The organism is Actinomyces sp., from assembly GCF_030530635.1.
Taxonomy (GTDB): domain Bacteria; phylum Actinomycetota; class Actinomycetes; order Actinomycetales; family Actinomycetaceae; genus Actinomyces.
In genome coordinates this window covers 1-17,581 of record NZ_JAUMUL010000034.1, presented here as the reverse complement: position 1 = coordinate 17,581, position 17,581 = coordinate 1, and the positions used below count along the sequence as shown (strand labels likewise).

General features: G+C 68.1%; 15 protein-coding genes. 6 read left to right on the top strand and 9 right to left on the bottom strand.

The features are described 5' to 3' along the window. Positions 1-176: 176 nt before the first annotated feature. Together glpK and Q4A20_RS08975 are read right to left on the bottom strand one after the other, a co-directional pair. Complete coding sequence (gene glpK, locus Q4A20_RS08980; protein WP_303122399.1) at positions 177-1,715, bottom strand: glycerol kinase GlpK; 1,539 nt, start codon at positions 1,713-1,715, stop codon at positions 177-179. A 40-nt stretch (positions 1,716-1,755) separates the two neighbouring features. After that, positions 1,756-2,490, bottom strand: a complete 735-nt coding sequence (locus Q4A20_RS08975) for an MIP/aquaporin family protein (protein ID WP_303122397.1) — start codon at positions 2,488-2,490, stop codon at positions 1,756-1,758. A gap of 424 nt (positions 2,491-2,914) precedes the next feature. On the opposite strand from Q4A20_RS08975, the gene glpA reads away from it, so the two are divergent. From glpA to Q4A20_RS08960, 3 genes are read left to right on the top strand one after another with little or no spacing between them, the layout of a single operon-like run. After that, positions 2,915-4,657 (top strand): anaerobic glycerol-3-phosphate dehydrogenase subunit GlpA, encoded by a 1,743-nt coding sequence (gene glpA, locus Q4A20_RS08970; protein WP_303122396.1) that lies wholly within the window; start codon positions 2,915-2,917, stop codon positions 4,655-4,657. Further along, positions 4,654-6,084: a glycerol-3-phosphate dehydrogenase subunit GlpB gene (glpB, locus tag Q4A20_RS08965; protein WP_303122395.1), complete on the top strand. Its 1,431-nt coding sequence runs from the start codon at positions 4,654-4,656 to the stop codon at positions 6,082-6,084. The genes glpA and glpB overlap by 4 nt, the downstream gene beginning before the upstream one ends. Continuing rightward, positions 6,084-7,439: an anaerobic glycerol-3-phosphate dehydrogenase subunit C gene (locus Q4A20_RS08960; RefSeq protein ID WP_303122394.1), complete on the top strand. Its 1,356-nt coding sequence runs from the start codon at positions 6,084-6,086 to the stop codon at positions 7,437-7,439. The genes glpB and Q4A20_RS08960 overlap by 1 nt, the downstream gene beginning before the upstream one ends. A 638-nt stretch (positions 7,440-8,077) precedes the next feature. On the opposite strand, the gene Q4A20_RS08955 is transcribed toward Q4A20_RS08960, so the two are convergent. After that, complete coding sequence (locus Q4A20_RS08955) at positions 8,078-9,811, bottom strand: glycerol-3-phosphate dehydrogenase/oxidase (RefSeq protein ID WP_303122393.1); 1,734 nt, start codon at positions 9,809-9,811, stop codon at positions 8,078-8,080. Between the two features lie 137 nt (positions 9,812-9,948). Here Q4A20_RS08955 and Q4A20_RS08950 point away from each other — a divergent pair, with 137 nt between their 5' ends. Both Q4A20_RS08950 and Q4A20_RS08945 read left to right on the top strand, forming a co-directional pair. Beyond that, positions 9,949-10,977 (top strand): sugar-binding transcriptional regulator, encoded by a 1,029-nt coding sequence (locus tag Q4A20_RS08950; protein WP_303122392.1) that lies wholly within the window; start codon positions 9,949-9,951, stop codon positions 10,975-10,977. A 91-nt stretch (positions 10,978-11,068) separates the two neighbouring features. Beyond that, on the top strand, positions 11,069-11,665 hold the full coding sequence (locus tag Q4A20_RS08945) for an amino-acid N-acetyltransferase (RefSeq protein WP_303122424.1): 597 nt from the start codon (positions 11,069-11,071) through the stop codon (positions 11,663-11,665). An 18-nt stretch (positions 11,666-11,683) separates the two neighbouring features. Here Q4A20_RS08945 and Q4A20_RS08940 read toward each other — a convergent pair whose 3' ends face one another. Then, positions 11,684-13,018 carry a hypothetical protein gene (locus tag Q4A20_RS08940; RefSeq protein ID WP_303122391.1) on the bottom strand — a complete coding sequence of 445 codons (1,335 nt, stop codon included), beginning with the start codon at positions 13,016-13,018 and terminating at the stop codon, positions 11,684-11,686. Positions 13,019-13,131: 113 nt separating this feature from the next. Further along, the gene (locus Q4A20_RS08935; RefSeq protein ID WP_303122390.1) at positions 13,132-13,554 is read right to left on the bottom strand and encodes a hypothetical protein; all 423 of its coding nucleotides are present in this window, start codon (positions 13,552-13,554) and stop codon (positions 13,132-13,134) included. Between the two features lie 331 nt (positions 13,555-13,885). Between Q4A20_RS08935 and Q4A20_RS08930 the strand changes: the two genes are divergently transcribed. Further along, the gene (locus Q4A20_RS08930; protein ID WP_303122389.1) at positions 13,886-14,662 is read left to right on the top strand and encodes a hypothetical protein; all 777 of its coding nucleotides are present in this window, start codon (positions 13,886-13,888) and stop codon (positions 14,660-14,662) included. 57 nt (positions 14,663-14,719) lie between these two features. On the opposite strand, the gene Q4A20_RS08925 is transcribed toward Q4A20_RS08930, so the two are convergent. From Q4A20_RS08925 to Q4A20_RS08910, 4 genes are all read right to left on the bottom strand, one after another. Beyond that, entirely contained in the window at positions 14,720-14,914 is a 195-nt protein-coding gene (locus tag Q4A20_RS08925) for a hypothetical protein (RefSeq protein WP_303122388.1), read from the bottom strand. Beyond that, complete coding sequence (locus Q4A20_RS08920) at positions 14,911-15,876, bottom strand: hypothetical protein (protein ID WP_303122387.1); 966 nt, start codon at positions 15,874-15,876, stop codon at positions 14,911-14,913. The genes Q4A20_RS08925 and Q4A20_RS08920 overlap by 4 nt, the downstream gene beginning before the upstream one ends. A gap of 228 nt (positions 15,877-16,104) precedes the next feature. Next, entirely contained in the window at positions 16,105-16,614 is a 510-nt protein-coding gene (locus tag Q4A20_RS08915) for a hypothetical protein (protein ID WP_303122385.1), read from the bottom strand. A gap of 29 nt (positions 16,615-16,643) precedes the next feature. After that, positions 16,644-17,351, bottom strand: a complete 708-nt coding sequence (locus tag Q4A20_RS08910) for a DNA/RNA non-specific endonuclease (protein WP_303122383.1) — start codon at positions 17,349-17,351, stop codon at positions 16,644-16,646. Positions 17,352-17,581 lie beyond the last annotated feature (230 nt).

Sequence of the window (17,581 nt, the reverse complement as noted above, 5' to 3'; positions counted from 1 at the left end):
TTGGGGGGTTAGACCGTCCCCCACCGGGCGGGCTCAGGTTGTTCCGGGATAGGGGGCGGGGACCGGTGCCGTAATGGCACCGGACCCCGGTGATGCGACTGACGCAGGCGGCCGGGCCGCGCCCGCATCAGCCGTGGCGGCTCACGATACGGACTGGCGTGTCGCGGCTATGAGACTCACTTGACGTCGTCGTCGACCCAGTCGAAGGTGCGGGTGACGGCCTTCTTCCACAGCCGGTAGGTGCGGTCGCGCTCGGCGGCGTCCATGGACGGCGTCCAGCGCTTGCCCTCCTGCCAGTTGGCGACCACGTCCTCGGTGCCGTTCCAGAAGCCCACCGCGATGCCGGCGGCGTAGGCCGCCCCCAGAGCGGTGGTCTCTGCCACCACCGGCTGAATGACGTCGACGCCGCACAGGTCCGCCTGGAACTGCATGACCAGGTCGTCATTGGTCATGCCGCCGTCGACCTTGAGCTCCTTGAGCGGGACGCCGGCGTCGGCGTTGATCGCCTCCAGCAGCTCGGCGGACTGGAAGGCGGTGGACTCCTCCACGGCGCGGGCGATGTGCCCCTTGGTGGCGTAGCGGGTCAGGCCCACGATGGCCCCGCGGGCGTCGTCGCGCCAGTAGGGGGCGAACAGGCCGGAGAAGGCGGGCACGAAGTACACCCCGCCGTTGTCCTCCACGGTCTGTGCCAGCGCCTGGATGTCACTGGACTTCTCGATCATGCCGAGGTTGTCCCGCAGCCACTGCACCAGGGAGCCCGCCACCGCGATGGAGCCCTCCAGGGCGTAGACGGGTTTGGCGTCGCCGAGCTGGTACAGCACGGTGGTCAGCAGGCCGTTGTTGGAGAAGACAGGCTCCTCACCGGTGTTCATGAGCATGAAGCAGCCGGTGCCGTAGGTGTTCTTCGCGGTGCCGGCCTCGAAGCAGGCCTGCCCGAAGGTGGCCGCCTGCTGGTCGCCGAGGATTCCGGAGATCGGGGTGTCGATCAGCAGGCCGTTCTTGCGGCCGTAGCCGTACACCTCCGAGGAGGAGCGGATCTCGGGCAGCATGGACATTGGGATGCCGAAGTCCGCGCAGATGTCCTCGCGCCACTGCAGGGTGCGTACATCCATCAGTAGCGTGCGGGAGGCGTTGGTGACGTCGGTGACGTGTACGCCGCCGTTGATGCCGCCGGTCAGGTTCCACACCACCCAGGTGTCGGGGGTGCCGAACAGCAGGTCCCCGGCCTCGGCCTTCTCACGCGCCCCGGGCACGTTGTCCAGGATCCACTTCACCTTGGTGGCCGAGGGGTAGGTGGAGATGTTCTCGCCGGTGATCTGCCGGTAGCGCTCGGTGCCCAGCGGGTCGCCGGCGGCGATCTCGCGGGCGATCGCGGCGGTGCGGGTGTCCTGCCAGACGATGGCGTTGTAGACCGGCTCGCCGGTGTTCTTGTCCCACACGATGGTGGTCTCGCGCTGGTTGGTGATACCGACGGCGGCCAGCGAGTGGCGGTTGATCTCCGCCTTCTGCAGGGCCTCGGCGACGACGGCGCGCACCGACTCCCAGATCTCCATCGGGTCGTGCTCGACCCAGCCGGGGTTGGGGAAGATCTGAGTGAACTCCTGCTGGCCGATGGAGACGACTTGGCCGGAGTGATTGAAGATGATAGCGCGGGAGGAGGTGGTGCCCTGGTCGATCGCGAGCACGAACTTCTCGGTGTCGGCGGTTTCAGTCATGGAGTAGTCCTTTCACTTCATTGTGTCGGGGGAGCGGGGCTCAGAACAGCCCCGCCATGTTCGGGATGAGCAGCGCGGCGACGACGGCGCCGATCATCGGGCCGACTACCGGTACCCAGGAGTAGGCCCAGTCGGAGGAGCCCTTGCCGGGGATCGGTAGTACGGCGTGCGCCACCCGCGGGCCCAGGTCGCGGGCGGGGTTGATGGCGTAGCCGGTGGGGCCGCCGAGCGACAGGCCGATGGCCACGATCACGAAGGCCACGGCCAGCGGGCCGAGCTCGGAGGGGGACTTGCCGGAGTAAAGCACCCAGGCCACCAGGGTGAAGGTGCCGATGGCCTCGGTGACCACGTTCCAGCCGTAGGCGCGGATGCCGGGGCCGGTGGAGAAGCAGGCGAGCTTGGCGTCCGCGGGCCCCTGCTCGTCGAAGTGCTTCTTGTAAGCCAGCCAGGCGCCTACCGCGCCGGCGAAGGCGCCCAGGAACTGGGCGATGATGTAGACGCCGATGTTCGCCGCCGTAGCGGGAATGTTCTCCGCCAGGTCCTGCCCCGCGATCGCCTTGCCGATCGTCACCGCCGGGTTCAGGTGGCCGCCGGTGGCGTATGCGGCGTATACGCCCATGAACACCGCCAGGCCCCAGCCGAAGGCGATGACGATCCAGCCGGAGGCCTGGGCCTTGGACTTGGGGAGGTTGACGGCGGCGCAGACGCCGGCTCCGAAGAGGATGAGGATGAAGGTCCCGAAGAACTCCGATAGGAAGATCTGGGCGAGACTCATGGCCTGCTCACTTTCTGCACGTCTAAGTGCTCGATGCGTAGGGCGAGCGGCCAGCGGCCGTTCGCGTCACACGAATGCTCGGGCGGAGTCCTGACGCCGCGCCCGAACAGCTCAGAAAGTACTCGGGGTCACATGTCAGGAGGTGACGCACCACGCTCTCGTGATGTGTTGGTGAGGTGACGCTAAACTGCCGATTCGGCATTATTGCAGGGAAAAGTGGTGCTTTGTTCGACTGTGACAGGAAATAGGTGCGTCGGGCCGAGGTGCGGTGTGAACGTTTGCGCAGCATGCGTGCACGGGCGCTCTATGACGTGTAGTCATAAAGACAACGGTGTCGCCGCCTCAGTGGCCTGAGCACCGGACAACTCCAGGCGTAACCGGGGCGGCCGTCCGCCCCGCCGAAACGGACGAGGAGGTCCCCCAAGTGAGAGCCATGACAGCCGACGTCGTCGTCGTGGGCGGCGGCGCCACCGGGGTCGGCGTCGCGCGCGACGCCGCCATGCGGGGCCTGAGCGTCGTGCTGTTGGAGCGCGCCGACCTCGCCCAGGGCACCTCCGGCCGCTTCCACGGGCTGCTGCACTCCGGCGGCCGCTACGTCGTCTCCGACCCCGGCTCCGCCCGTGAGTGCGCCGAAGAGAATGCCATCGTCTCCCGCATACATGCCGACGCCGTGGAACGCACCGGCGGCATGTTCGTCGTCACCCCCGAGGACGACCTGGACTTCTCCGACCGGTTCCTCATCGGCGCGCAGGCCACCGGCGTCGCCTGCGAGGAACTCAGCCTATCGGAGGCACTGCGGCTGGAGCCCCGGCTGAACCCCGGCATCAAGCGGGCCTTCGCCGTCAATGACGCCGCCGTCGACGGCTGGCAGATGGTCTGGGGCGCCGCCCGCTCCGCCCGGGCCCACGGTGCCGAGATCCTGACCTACCACGAGGTGACCGACCTGGTGGTCGAGGGCGAGGGGGAAGACCGCCGTGTCGTCGCCGTGCGCGCCCATGGTCTGAAGACCGGTGAGGACCTGACCATCTCCTGTGCCATAGTCGTCAACGCCGCCGGCCCCTGGGGTGGCCGCCTGGCCGCGATGGCCGACTCTCAGGCGATAGAGATCGTTGCCGGAGCCGGCATCATGATCGCCGTCAACCACCGCATCGTGAACCACGTCATCAACCGCTGCGTCTACCCCGCCGACGGCGACATCCTCGTCCCCGACCACACGGTCTCCATCATCGGCACCACCGACAGTCGCGTCCCCGACCCCGACCACATCCCGATCCCGCGGGAGGAGGTCGCCCAGATGCTCGACGCCGGCGAGGTGCTGATCCCCGGCTTCCGGCAGGCCCGGCTCGTGCACGCCTGGGCCGGTGCCCGCCCCCTGGTGCGCGACAAACGCGTGGCCGGTACCGATACCCGTCACATGAGCCGCGGTATGACCGTGCTGCGGCATGGCGAGGCCGAGGGACTGGCCGGGATGATCACGGTGGCCGGCGGTAAGCTCACCACCTATCGGCTCATGGCCAAGAACACCGTCGACGCCGTCTGCGCCGAACTCGGCGTGGAGCGGCCCTGCACCACGGACACCGAGGCGGTGCCGGGCTCCGAGCATGGCCGCAACTACCGCATCACCCACCGCCTGGCGGCCCGGGAGCGGGACCGGCTGGAGAACCAGACGATCTGTGAATGCGAACTGGTCACCCGCAAGATGCTCACCGAGTTGATGGATGAGCAGCCGGATGCCTCCTTCGACGACCTGCGCCGCCAGCTGCGCATCGGCATGGGGCCGTGCCAGGGCGGCTTCTGCGCCGCCCGGGTGGCGGGTGTGCACGTGAGCCACGGCCGTACCGACGCCGCCGAGGCGACTGAGCTGTTGCGCACCTTCCTGCGGCACCGTTGGATCGGGCTGTGGTCGATCCTCCACGGAGAACAGGTGCGCGAGGCGGCCCTGGACTTCTGGATGCTGCAGGGCACGTTCGACGTCGAGGACCTGCCTACGGCCGCAGCCCCCGCCGCCGCCTCCACCCCCATTGCGAACGCCGAGGACGGCGAGCAGGAACCCGCCGAGTTGGCCGCGGCCATGGCGGTGCTGGCCGCCCCGCCCCGGCTTGACCCGAACGCCGCCCCGAAGACCGCGTTCCGCGCCGACGAGCAGAAGCAGGAGGCCCGCGCATGAGCAGCGACGTCGTCGTCATCGGCACCGGGATCGCCGGCTACGCCGCGGCTCTGAGGCTGCGGCGGGCCGGAGCCACCGTCACCCTGGTCGCCAAGGGCATGGGCGGACTGGCCCTGTCACCGGGCACCATCGACGTGCTCGGGCGGCTCGGTGGGGCGGCCGGTCCCGCCGGGCCGGGTGCAGGCGCCACTGTGGAGGAGCGCTCCGCGCGGCACGCCATCACCCATCCTTATGCGGCCATCACCACTGAACTGCTTCCCGAGGGACACCCCTACCGGGTGATCGGACGGCGCGCCACGGCGGCCGGGGTGGACCGCTTCGCCGCCCTGGTGGGCTCCGAGCTGCTCGTGGCCCGACCGGACGGCGCCGCGGAGCACGCCGGCACGGGGCAGGGCGGCTCCGCCGCGAACAGCGGCGAGGGGCCCGCGAACCTGTGGCTGCCCACGGCGGTCGGGGCCGTGCGCCCCACGCTGCTGGTGCAGCCCTCCATGGCCGCCTCCGTGCTGCGCGACGGCGGCCGCTACCTGGTGGTCGGCCTGGCCCGACTCAAGGACTTCACCGCAGATCTGGTCGCCGGGAACCTCAATCGCAGCGGACTGCCCGACGGCGGCCGCGTGCAGGCGCGCGCCATCACCGTCGACTTCGAGGCCCGCGCCGGTGAGCACGACACCAACGCCGTCGGCCACGCCCGGGCCCTGGATGAGGCCGGTGGAGTCGACCGGTTGGCGCGCATGCTGGACGGCAAGGTGCGCGACGGCGAGACCGTGCTGCTGCCCGCCGTGCTCGGCCTGGACCACCCGGGCGTATTCAGGGAGCTGGCCGAGCGGCTGGGGGCGCCCGTGGGTGAGGTCCCCCTGGGGCCGCCGTCGGTGCCCGGGCTGCGGCTGGAGCACCGGCTGGATCGACTCGCCTCCGGGCAGCGGGTGCGGGTGGTAATGGGTGGGCGCATCGTCGGCAGGCGCGTGGAGCGCGGCCGCCTGGTGGCGGTCACCAGCGCCGCCGCCGGCCGCCCCCGCGAGCACCGCGCCGGTGCCTTCATACTGGCCGCCGGCGGCTTCGAGTCCGGGGCCCTGGCCCTGGACTCCCACGGGCGGATAACCGACACCGTCCTCGGCCTGCCGCTGGCGGGCGTGAGCGCCGACGGCGACGAGAACCTGCGCCGCCTGATCCACCGCGACTATTGGGGGGCGCCCCAGGGGCTGTTCCGCGTAGGGGTCGCGGTGGATGAGCGCATGCGGCCGCTGGGCCCCGACGGCGCCCCCGCACTGAGTGGTGTTTACGCCGCCGGCGGCGTCCTGGCGGGCGCCGTCCGCTGGAGCGAGAAGTCCGGGGAGGGCATCGCCCTGGGATCGGCCGAGGCCGCCTGCGACGCCGTCCTGGCCGAGTTCGGCCACGCCGTTCCCAACGAGACCAAGGAGCAGGACTGATGTTCGACGTCGACACGCTGGCCCAACGCTGGGATCTGCCACTTCCCGGCAAGGGCGGGGAGCGGGTGAGGAGCGGCGCCGCCGCCGTCGAGACCGCCGCTCACGCACTGGCGCGCGCCAGCCTGGACTGCTGCGTGAAGTGCACCATCTGCGAGACCGCCTGCCCGGTCATGGCCGTCACCGACCTGTTCCCCGGGCCGAAGTTCGTCGGCCCGCAGGCCGAGCGCTACCGCAATGGCGAGAGCGTGGACCAGTCCATCGACTACTGCTCCTCCTGCGGCACCTGCACGCGAGTATGCCCGCAGGGCGTGAAGATCGCCGAGCTGAACAACCAGGCCCGCGCCGTGATGCGCGCCCAGAACCGGGCCGTGCCCGTGCGCGACCGGCTCATCACCCAGACCACCCTCATGGGGAGGGTGATGACCCCGATCGCGCCCCTGGCCAACGCCGCCCTGGCCAATAAGCCGATCCGCGTGGTCATGGAGAAGACCGTGGGCGTGCACCGCGACGCCCCCATGCCGCATGCGCAGCCCCAGTCCCTGACTGGCTGGCTCAGGCGGCGCACCAGGCGAACCGACACCCTCGCTCCCGCCGGATCGCGGGGCCCGATCGTGTTCTTCCACGGCTGCGCCGGCGGCTACTTCGAGGTGGAGACCTCCAAACGCGCCATTGAGGTGCTCGAGCACATCGGGTACGAGGTCATAGTCCCCAAGCAGGGCTGCTGCGGCCTGGCCGCCCAGTCCAACGGCCTGTACGGACAGGCCTCCGCGAGCGTGGTGCGGCTGTGCGAGCAGTTGACGGCCGCCGGCAAGGACTTGATGATCGTGTCATCCTCCGGGTCTTGCGCCGGGATGCTCAAGCACGAGGCCCACGAGATCATGGGTGTTGACGCCGAGGTGCTTGCCGACGTCTCTGCGCGCACCGTGGAGCTGTCGGAGTTTCTGCGCGACCTGGACGAAGCCGGCGAGCTTCCCCACCACTTCCGCCGCATCGACGCCACGGTCGCCTACCACGCCCCCTGCCAGCTCAAGGGGCAGAACATGGGAATGCCCGCGATCGAACTGATGGAGCTGGTGCCGGGCTTCCACGTGGTGGAGTCCGGGCGGGCCTGCTGCGGCATCGCCGGCACCTACGGGCTGAAGAAGGAGAAGTATGAGGTCGCCCAGGCTGTCGGCAAGCCCCTGTTCGACATGGTGCGCGAGGTCAACCCGAACCTGGCCGTGTGCGACACCGAGACCTGCCGCTGGCAGATCGAGCAGTCCAGCGGGGTGAAGACGGTGCACCCCGTCTGGGTGCTGCACGCCGCTTACGGCCTGTCCCGCCTGGCCGGCATCGAGCCCTCGCCCAACCGCTGAGGTCGGTAGATCTTACGTGCCGAGTTCGGTTGTTGTTACGTGCCGAGACCGTCGCTATTGGGGCTCTTTGGGTTTGTGGGTGTGTGCCGGTGGGCGGGGTGTGACGGTTCGTGGGGTAGACGCACGAACCGTCGCCGTTCCTGGCGAATCGTGGTGCGACCTGACGAACCGTCAACCAAACACACGAACCGTCCACCCCCGACGCCGCGCCGAGGGCGTCCCCGCCGACCCCACGACGTCCTCGTCAGCTCCAGAACGTCCTCACAGGTACCACGACGTCCCCGCCCGGACGCACGACCGTGTGCGCCCGAGTACGACCTCCTCGTCCCGAGCACGACCCTGGACGGGCGAACACGTCCTTATCCGCCCCAAACCCTCCCGAACGTGGAGGGTTTGGGGCGGAAAAGGTCGTATTCGGCAGGTCTGCGCCTACCGAGAACGACCTCGCCGACCGGAAAACGACCTCCCATGCCCGACAACGACCACCGCATCGCAGCCCAACCCGAACCACTACACCCCTAAACGCGACGAGCCGCTAATGGCGTGCCGGTAGGAGACCAAGGTCATCAAAGCCGGTTATATCGACCGAACTCGGTGGGGTGCGGAGGGTGGAGTGCGGAGGTCGGGGTGTGGGTGGCTCAGACGGCCCGGCTGACGTGGGCGACGGCGGCGGCGTCGGTGGTCTCGGCCTCCGCGGCGGCCAGTTGCTCGACCCGCTCCGCGTAAGCCGCCCTCTCCGCCGCCACCTGGTCCTCACTCCAGTCCAGCAGCGGCGCCATGACGGCGAGCACCTCGTCGGCCACACCCAGACCGCGGTCGCGGCGCTCCAGGTCCAGGCGCACCCGGCGCAGCAGCACGTCGTCGAGGTGGGCGGCGCCCTCATGGGTGACGGCCCAGGCGACCTCGGCGCGCAGGAAGGCGGGTGCCCCCGTGAGGGGCTCGCCCCAGGCGGGCTCGTCCGACGCCGTGGCGTCGTGGGCGTCGACAGCGTCCAGGAGTGCGGGTAGTTCGTCGCCGTACCGGTCCAGCAGGTGGGTCACCCGGGCCAGGGTCCAGTCGCGCTCGCGGGCGATATCCCCGGCGCGCTCGGCCAGATCGTGGTAGCCGGCGGCGCCCACCAGCGGCAGGTTCGCGGTGGCGCAGGGGTGGGCATGGGCGAGAGACTCGCCGAGCGCATGGTCGACGGCGTCGGCCGCCATCACCCGGTAGGTGGTCAGCTTGCCGCCGGCGATTGCCGTCAACCCGGGTGCCACCCGGGTGACGGTGTGCTCGCGGGAGACCTTCGTGCTGGCGGCCTCGGCACCGGGCCGCAGCTGCGGCTGGAGCAGCGGGCGCAGGCCGGCGTAGATGCCGATGATGTCCGCGCGCGTAATCGGGTGGGCGAGTACCTCATTGGCGTGGTCGAGCACATAGTCGACGTCGGCGGACGTGGCCACCGGCTTGGCGACATCCTGGTCCCAGGGGGTGTCGGTGGTGCCGATCACCCAGTAGCGCTCCCAGGGGATGATGAACAGGACGGACTTCTCGGTGCGCAGGAAGATACCGGTCTCGGCGTCAATGGCCTCCTTGGGCACCACGATGTGGATGCCCTTGGAAGCGAGCACCTTCAGCCCGCCCGCGTCGGTGGCCAGGTCCTGGGTGGCCTCGGTCCACACGCCGGTGGCGTTGATGGTGCGTGCGGCGCGGATCTCATGGGATTGTCCGGTGACCAGGTCGGTGACTGCGGCGCCGACGACGGCCCCGCGAGAGTCCTTGAGGAAGCCGGTGACCTTGGTGCGGCTGGCGGCGTGGGCACCCAGGCCGACGGCGGTGCGCACCAGGTCGATGACCAGGCGGGAGTCGTCCACACGGGCGTCGTAGAAGCGGATCGCCCCGACCAGTTTGTCCGGGTTCAGGGCGGGGGCCAGGGTGCGGGTGCCCTTGCGGCTCAGGTGCTTCTGGACCGGGACGGTCTGGTGGCCGCGGGCGCCGGCGATGGCCAGGGCGTCGTACATGCCTACTCCGACTGCGGAGTAGGAGCGCTCGTAGTGGTGTTTGAGCGGCCACAGGAAGGGCTGGGCCTTGACCAGGTGTGGCGCCGTAGTGGTCAGCAGGCGGCCGCGCTCGGTCAGAGCCTCATGCACCAGGGCGAAGTCCAACTGGTAGAGGTAGCGCAGGCCGCCGTGAACGAGTTTGGAGGACCAGGATGAGGTGCCCGAGGCCCAGTCGCCCATCTCGACGATGCCGGTGCGCAACCCGCGGGCGGCGGCGTCGACGGCGATGCCTGCGCCCGTGACACCCCCGCCGACGACTAGCACGTCCAGGCCCTCCCCTCCGGACATGGCCTCCAGGGCGGTGCGGCGCTGAGTCGTGGTGAGAGCGGTGTTGCGCATTGGAAGTCTCCTAAAAGCCTTTCGGCGGTGTCGTCTTCGGCGTGTTTGGCTGCGCCGGAGTCAGCATCGCCGGTATGTGCGACAATGAGCAACATATGTGCACGAATGTGCAAGCCAGGATGTGGCAGGAGGGTCGGATGATGGAGCGGGCCGGTAATTCGTTTCCACTGGTGCGCTGCTACGAGGCGGCCTCGATGTACTACGTGCAGGGGGAGACCATGGATGTGATCGCCCGCCACCTGGGCGTATCGCGCTCGACCGTCTCGCGATTATTGGCCCGGGCTCGCGCCGACGGAATCGTCCGCATAACGCTGACCGCCCCCGGCGGCGCAGGCACCCTGGAGGCGGCCCTGCGAGACACCTTCAACGTGTCGGCGCGGATAGTGCCGGTGCGTGAGGGGACCACCGAGATTCATCGCCTGGAGCAGGTTGCCGCCGTGGCCGCCGAGGAGCTGGTGGCGCTCGCGCCGCAGAACGGGGTGCTGGGCACCGCCTGGGGCACCACCATGTCCGAGGTCTCGGCCGCGCTGCCGCGGCGCCGCGTACCCGGATTGACGGTGGTGCAGCTCAACGGCGCCACCGCTCCTGAGGGCGACGGCCCGAACGTGGGGGAGGTGTTGGCCGATTTCGCCGAGCGGCTGGGGGCCCGCGTAGTCGCCTTCCCGGTGCCGGCGTTCTTCGACCACGCCGCTACCCGGGAGGCTATGTGGTCCGAACGCTCCGTAAGACGCATCCTGGCGCTGGCGGATCGTGCGAGTGTCGCCGTGTTCGGCGTCGGCTCGTTGGACCCGACCACGGCGCTGCCCAGCCAGGTGTACAGCGGCGGGCATCTGACCGAGAATGATATGGGGCTGCTACGGCATGACGGCGTGGTCGGCGACGTGTGCACCGTCATGCTGCGTCAGGACGGAACCTGGCGTGATGTCGCCCTCAATGGGCGCGCCACCGGCCCGACACCGGCGCAACTGTCGCGGATTCCTCGCAGACTGTGTGTGGTGGCGGGCGTCGGCAAGGCGCACGCCCTGCTGGCGGCGCTGCGGGCGCGTGTGGCGACCGACCTGGTAGTCGACGACGCGACCGCCCGCGCGGTGCTGGCGCTGGCAGCACGGAAGGAGAGGCGCGAACATGGGCAGCACGTACACAACGGACCGCACCGGCAGCGCTGAGCCGGGCTCCTCCGCCTCTCCGGACTCCCCTGTCTCTTCGGCCGCGAAGGCGGGCAGCGGTGCGGGCGGGACGGCGTCGTCGGGAGTCGGCATGGTGCCGGTGCCCGTACCAGGCGGTCGGAGCACGGGCGGTTTGCCGGATCGCTTCCGGGATGCCTCCTGGCGCACCGTGCTGCGGCCGGCCCGGCCCGCCGACGCTCGCGCCATCGCCGAACTGGTGCGCCCGTATTCGGAGCGGCGCATCCTGATCGGCAAGGACCTGATCAACTACTTCGAGGACATCCAGGAGTTCACGGTTGCGGAGGGTGCCGGGCGGCTCGACGGCGTGGAGGAGTCAGGTCTGATCGGCTGCGGTGCCCTGCACGTCATGTGGGACGACATCGCTGAGGTACGCACTCTGGCGGTGCGACGTGACTATCTGCGTCGCGGCGTCGGGCATGCCATCCTGAACAATCTGCTCGACCGTGCTCGGGCCATGGGGCTGCGGCGGGTATTCTGCCTGACCTTCGAGGTGGACTTCTTCGCCGCCCACGGCTTCAAGGAGATTCAGGGCACGCCCGTGGGCACCGACATCTTCGTGGAGATGCTGCGCAGCCACGACGACGGCGTAGCCGAGTTCCTGGATCTGGCCCGCGCCAAACCCAACACTTTGGGCAATACGCGCATGCTGCTGGAGTTGGATGAGTGAGTGCCGCCGGTCAGGAGATCACCAGGTGTCGGATTCCTGGGGCCACTGTGGGCTGGGCATTGTGTCGCGGGACCCGGCCTGCCCGGCTATGCCCGGATCGCCGATGTGCTCCTGCTCGGTCGGCTCCTCCAGCAGGGGGATGTCGTAGATCCCGTCGGGCCGACGGCGGTTGCGGGCTTGTCCTGCGCCACGTGCCGCTGCGGCGGGTGCGCCCATGACGGGGCGTCCGGCGGCGCTCTGCGCTCCGGTTGCGCCGGCGGCCGGTGCCGCGGATCCGCCGGCGGCGGTGGGTATGCCGGTGCTGCCGTTGACCCCCATAGCCGCCGTGGAGCCGGCGGTGCCGGCCGCATTCAAACCGCCCGCGACAGCGGCGGAGGTTCCGCTCAGCCCACGCGCGGCGACGATGGCGGCAGCCGCTGCGGCGGCGGTTCCTGCCGTCCCGGCGACGACGCCGACCTTGTTGGTGCCGCCGGTGCCGGATTCGTTGGGGGAGGGCAGGGGGACGAGGCGGCCGTCCTTGACGGTGTAGCGGCCAGAGGCGTAGGCAGTGCCCTGTGAACCGCCTACGCTGTTGGCATTGCCGGTGAGGCGGTCTACCTGGGTGGCCTGCCAACCGCTGTTTGCCGTAATGGGGTAGGTCCGCGCGTTGCTGAGGATTCTGGCACCGCTGACGGCGGCGGCCGCTCCGAAGGCACCGGTGGTGGGACCGGGCGTGGTGGGGAGGATGGCCGCACTGGCGCCGTATCCTTGCATGCCTGCGCCGCTGGAACCTGCGCCCCCGACGGCGTGTGAGCCTGCTCCTGAGCCGACGCCGTGTGAGCCGACGCCACCTCCGCCGCCGGCGGCTGCGGAGGTGGAGGCTGGAAGCTCATCCAGCGGTGTCTGGTCAACCTGGCGATTCGGATCGAAGGACGGCCGTGATAGGTCTATTCTTCGTAGAGCCTGTGCGGATGCGGTCAGGGTCGCGTCCATGGGGGCGAGGGCCTCGCCGGCCTGCTTGTCACGTTTGTCCTCAATGGCCAGTGCAGCCCCGTTCATATTGTCGCCGGTGTATTCGGGCAACTCATCGTACTTGGGCTTGGCAACGCGCATGGAGTCCCGCGCGGTGGTGCGTTCGGCCTTGATGGTGCCAACCGCTACATACCACTTGCGGACCTCCGCCTGCAGCTGTGCGAGCGCCCTGTTGACTGCGAACTGGGTCTCGCCCTCGAAGGCGGGATTGGCGGCGATGGAGCGGATGGTGTCATCGCAGGAGACCAGGTCGGCCCGGATCCGGGCGAGGGTGGCGTCGTCCCCGTAGTCGTCCAGGTCCAGGTCGTGGATCTTCTTCAATTCGCCGACGTTCGTTCCCATGCTGCGTCAGTCCTTGTCAGTCCTTCGAGGCGGGTCAGTCTTCATTGCCTTGGCGGGATGTCCGCATCCGGGCGGGACCGTGCGTTGAGGCCGGGCCCGCATCCGGATGAGAGCTAATGGAGGGTGGCTCTCACCTGGGCGGGACCGCCGCCCACCGTTACCACGCCGGCCGGAATCGATGTGTTGGGAATGGCGGATCGGTTCGCACTCCAGTTCTTGATCTTCTGCGAGGCCTCTTCCTTGCTCTGTTCGTCCTGCTCCGAGAAGGCCGTGACCGCTGCGTCATAGTTCGCTTTGAGGGTATCCAGATCCCGCTGTGTGGAGGCGATGCAGGCCTGCAGTTGCGTGAGCACATCGGAGTAGGCGCGCATGCAGCTGTAGGCCTCGGCGTGAGTGGACCAAGTGGTGGACGACTGGTTCGCGGTGACAGAACCGACGCTGGATGCTGCGGGCGAGGCGTAGTCGTCGGAGGCCGAGGCCATCTTGGAGGAGTTGCTCGTCGCGGTGTCGTAGTCGACTGAGAAGGTGTCGGACATTGCGTCTCCAACTGTTCGCAGGTGAGATCGGTAGGTGGGTTGCGGAATTAGGATGTTATACGACTGACCGTAGTCGGTGCGTAGGTCGAAACGAAGGTACGGCCGTAGGGAGAACTTCCCAGGTGGACCGTCGGCAGCGAAGTGAACGGACCTGGGCGGGGGTTGCTCCAACCGCCACTCATGTCACGAGCACACTACGCCGGGGGTCTCGAGGTTGTCAGCGGGCATGGGTGTGGAAGGGGCAACACCCGGTGTTTCGATTCCCGCTGTCCTGCCTGTTGTGGAGCCGTGCAGACCGTTACCATGATCGTTCCGTGACGAGGAGGATGAGATGACACGGCCGACGTCGTACCCGGGATGGGGGCAGGGGCCTGGCGAGTCTGGCGAGCATGGACAGGGATACGGATACGTGCCGCCCGGTGCCCCGGCGGGCCAGGGAACCCCGCCGTCGGCCGGGCACCCTCATTCTGCGGGTTTTCAGCAGCCGGGAATGGCGGGTGAGGAGCAGCCCCTGAAAGTTGAACTGGCACCGATCCCGCTCTCGCAGGAGCGGCTCGTGCTCAAGTCCAATATCACGGCATCAGGTGGTTTCGCCTTCTGGTTGACGGCGGGCTTCGGACTCGCCTGCCTGTATGGCGCCGGCTGGTATCTGGTGAATGAGCCGGACAGGATCGGCTACATGCTGGTGGCGCTGTTCGCGGGCCTGGCGTCGTTGGCTCTGGTCGTCGGCATGGCGCTCAGTCATGCCGTACTGGACGCGACCGGAATCCACCTGCATGTGTTCGGACGAACACGCGACTTTCCGTGGCCGACGTCGCGCACCAGCCTGTTCGCCCGCGTGACGCTGGGGAAGGTGGTTAAGAGCGCGGATGCGTGCGTGGTGATGCCGGATGGGCAGGCGGTGGCGTTGACGGGGCTGTATTGGATGGGGTCTTGGCCGCCGTCGTTGGAGGCGAAGGCGGTGGCCCAGTGCTCGCGGATCTGGGACTGGGCGGTTGCGCGCGGTTACACGCAGGAGACGGGTGAGTACATTCCGCTCTCGGGCGTCACCTGGCAGGCGCAGCAGGTGGTGCGCGAGAGTCAGGAGCGGCGCTTCGGGCTGCGGTGATCTGCTGTGGCTAAGGGCCTGGCCGGCATGTGCTGGTGCGGCCTGGTAGTCGGCTGGTCAACCCGCCAGCCCGGCACTCCAGCATGTGGCGGGTGGGTGCTTATGCGATTGGGGTGGCGAAGCGGGCGCAGTAGGCGGGGTCGACCGGGGTGTTTGGCCCTGGGCGTTGGTGATGGTGGTGGCTACGGCGCGCTCGAAGCGCTCCTCGGGCGTGAGCAGCTGGCTGGGTCCGGGCTGGTTGGGTGTGGTCATTGGTCGGTGTCCTCCTGGTTGCTGTGCATCTCCTGTTCCCTTAGCTCTTGTGCCTTCCGGTAGGAGAGCTTGGCTTTGTGGCCCTGTGCTTGGCGGTAGTGTTCACGGTTTGGGGCTGGTATCACCCACGGTTGGGGCCGGTACGGCAGGATAGGGTTGCCGTCCTTCCACCAGGGGCCGAACATGGCGTGGTCGGTGGCGACTTGGGCCGCGACGGGCTCGGCGGATGGGGGGATGGATACTGGGCTGCCCGGGTCGTTGGGGACGGTGGGCAGCGGTGTCAGGGTCACGGGCAACCACAGCGTCGGAATGCTGAGCTCGGTGGCGTTCAGGTCGGTGGGCCAGGGGACGCCGTCGGTGCGGGATACCGCCCATGCCTGCCCGTAGTGCTCCAGCACCAACGTGGTCTGGCCTTCAGGAGCCTCGGTACGGAACAGTCCCACGATCCAGGCATCCTGCTCCCGACGGTTAAGCCGGTCATACCACTGGTTGACGTCGGGCTCTGGCTGGTCGGCGTTGAGGCGGATGCTGGTCAGAAAGCCCCGTCGCAACCTGAACCTGCAGGTGGGCGGGACCTTAACCGGCGACAGGACCTCATCGGCCCAGCGTGGCTTACTGGGCGGGACCTGGCGTGCACGGGTCCTGCCGCGCTCGTCCTCGGTGACCGTGTAATGCAACTGTGCGTGGCGCAGCCGGTTGCGGCGAAGATTCTCCGCGTCGCGTTCTTGGGACTCCTGGTCGGTTATACATTCGTAGTCGATGGTGCCGTCCTCAGGGCGGGTGGGGTACCAGCGTCGGTCCCAGTACTGGTCCTCAAGATCGTCAGGGATCTGCCCCAGCCCCAGGCGCGTGGCCTCCTCCTGATCAATACGCAAACGGTGTTGCACGACGCCTGGGCGGAGGTCACGGATATCGCCGGTGAACGGACGGCGCACCCCATCATCACCAATCAAATCAAACATGGCTGTGCGGCTCTCCCGGTTTGAGGGCGTAGCGGTTCCTGCGCGGGGCTACGATGTGTGGTCGTTTTTGGGTGAGAGGGAGCATCGTCGTTGTCGGGATGGGTGGCGGTGGAACGTCGCCGATGCCGTGTGTATCGCTCAGGCACCTCCGTATTCCCCGACGTTGCCGATTCTAGGCTTTCTAATCTCAATCAGTGATATAGGTCGACGCCCGCAAAACGGCTGGGGTCAGTCGCCGTGCTCCTGCTCGCGCTTGCGGCGGTAGTTCTCTCTACGACGTGCATTGCGCTGCTGGCGCTTGAGTTCGGCCTCGTAGCCCTTGCGCAGCCAGTCCGGGATGAACTCATCGTCACGCGGATAGCGCTTTAACTCGTTCCAGCAATCCCCAGGGCCGGGACGTATGTCGCCGGAAGCCTGAGTGAATACCGGCTCGCGCATCCAGTCGTTCTCCTGATGCAGCACCCCATCGGCGGCATCCATCCACAAGTGACACCACGTCCACGCACCGCGATCGGGCAACGCCTGCGCCCTGCGAAGATCCCCCTGCGGGGAACCAAGCTCCCAGGGAATCCTTGCCCATTCCTTGACCCCGTCGCGCATGAGCCAGGCGATCTTACGCTGTGTTCGTCCAATTCCGTTGACTTCAATATGCGCGCTGTCCGCGCCGGTATCGTCCAGCCAAGCGCGGAACTCGGTTTCCACACGCTCTCGCAACTCGTCCGGGTCAAATCGTCTCATCATGCACGCTCCTCACTGCGACTGCGTTTCTATGGGTTGATGTTATCGAAGTCTTGAGACTGCAATGCGCCGTTCTCGTCTACCCACTCAGCCGTGAATCTGGTCGGTACCCTATCAACCGGGTCGACGTCGCTGAGGCGGTTGACGGAGTCGGCGTTCGCCGGTGGGCCGTCATACTCGATGCGGATATCGATATTCCTGTAGTTCCCCGGGTTGGCCGCGATCTCATCCTCGAACCTCTTATAACTGTCCATGTAGGTGCCATTGGTTCCGCGGTTGACGTCCTTGTGCATGGGGACCTCGTTGAGGTCCTCGGGGCCCCCTCCGCTCTGCGAACCAGCTATATGGCCACCATCGTAGGTGTCCTTGGCGATCCCGTCGCCGTAGTGGCCGATCCGCTGCTGCACGGACTCGGACCGATACCGCAGGCCGTCGTCGACCACATCCAGGCGATCCACCTGCAAGCGCACTGTGCGACCCCACGGATCGGTGGTGTAGTGGAACTTGCCGTCCACCGTATAGGTGGCGTTCGGCAGCGGGTCCTTCAGATCCGGGTTCATCGGGGATACGCCGTCGTGGTCCCACCAAGTCTGGCGCTGAGCCGCGGACTCGGTCTCCACATGCACGATCTCGCCATGCTCGTTGGTGTAGAACTTGCCGCGTTCGGCCACGTCGTAGCAGGTGTTCGGCTGCAGGTCAACGCCGTCGCCGAAGGGCTTGGTCGTCTTAGGTGCCAAGGGGCTGTCGGCGCCAACCGTGACATTGTGCTTGATGTCGGGCCGGTGCTCCTGGTTAAAGGCATCCTGATCCGGGTCATAGTCCCGCTTGCCGTTGATTTGCTTCAGTGTTCGTGTCCGGTTCTGGGCTGAGGACTAGACCGCATGGGTAGGGTCTTCGTGACACCTTGAGGAAGGTGCGCGATGAGCAGTGATGCTGACACGACGAGGGGTTGGGGGCGCCGGGCCAA

Coding starts and splice junctions, on each gene's coding strand:
- Q4A20_RS08920 (WP_303122387.1), bottom strand. CDS start 15,876: ATGTTTGATTTGATTGGTGATGATGGGGTGCGCCGTCCGTTCACCGGC.
- Q4A20_RS08940 (WP_303122391.1), bottom strand. CDS start 13,018: ATGGGAACGAACGTCGGCGAATTGAAGAAGATCCACGACCTGGACCTG.
- Q4A20_RS08945 (WP_303122424.1), top strand. CDS start 11,069: ATGGTGCCGGTGCCCGTACCAGGCGGTCGGAGCACGGGCGGTTTGCCG.
- glpK (WP_303122399.1), bottom strand. CDS start 1,715: ATGACTGAAACCGCCGACACCGAGAAGTTCGTGCTCGCGATCGACCAG.
- Q4A20_RS08955 (WP_303122393.1), bottom strand. CDS start 9,811: ATGCGCAACACCGCTCTCACCACGACTCAGCGCCGCACCGCCCTGGAG.
- Q4A20_RS08930 (WP_303122389.1), top strand. CDS start 13,886: ATGACACGGCCGACGTCGTACCCGGGATGGGGGCAGGGGCCTGGCGAG.
- Q4A20_RS08935 (WP_303122390.1), bottom strand. CDS start 13,554: ATGTCCGACACCTTCTCAGTCGACTACGACACCGCGACGAGCAACTCC.
- Q4A20_RS08915 (WP_303122385.1), bottom strand. CDS start 16,614: ATGAGACGATTTGACCCGGACGAGTTGCGAGAGCGTGTGGAAACCGAG.
- glpB (WP_303122395.1), top strand. CDS start 4,654: ATGAGCAGCGACGTCGTCGTCATCGGCACCGGGATCGCCGGCTACGCC.
- Q4A20_RS08925 (WP_303122388.1), bottom strand. CDS start 14,914: ATGACCACACCCAACCAGCCCGGACCCAGCCAGCTGCTCACGCCCGAG.
- Q4A20_RS08960 (WP_303122394.1), top strand. CDS start 6,084: ATGTTCGACGTCGACACGCTGGCCCAACGCTGGGATCTGCCACTTCCC.
- Q4A20_RS08975 (WP_303122397.1), bottom strand. CDS start 2,490: ATGAGTCTCGCCCAGATCTTCCTATCGGAGTTCTTCGGGACCTTCATC.
- Q4A20_RS08950 (WP_303122392.1), top strand. CDS start 9,949: ATGATGGAGCGGGCCGGTAATTCGTTTCCACTGGTGCGCTGCTACGAG.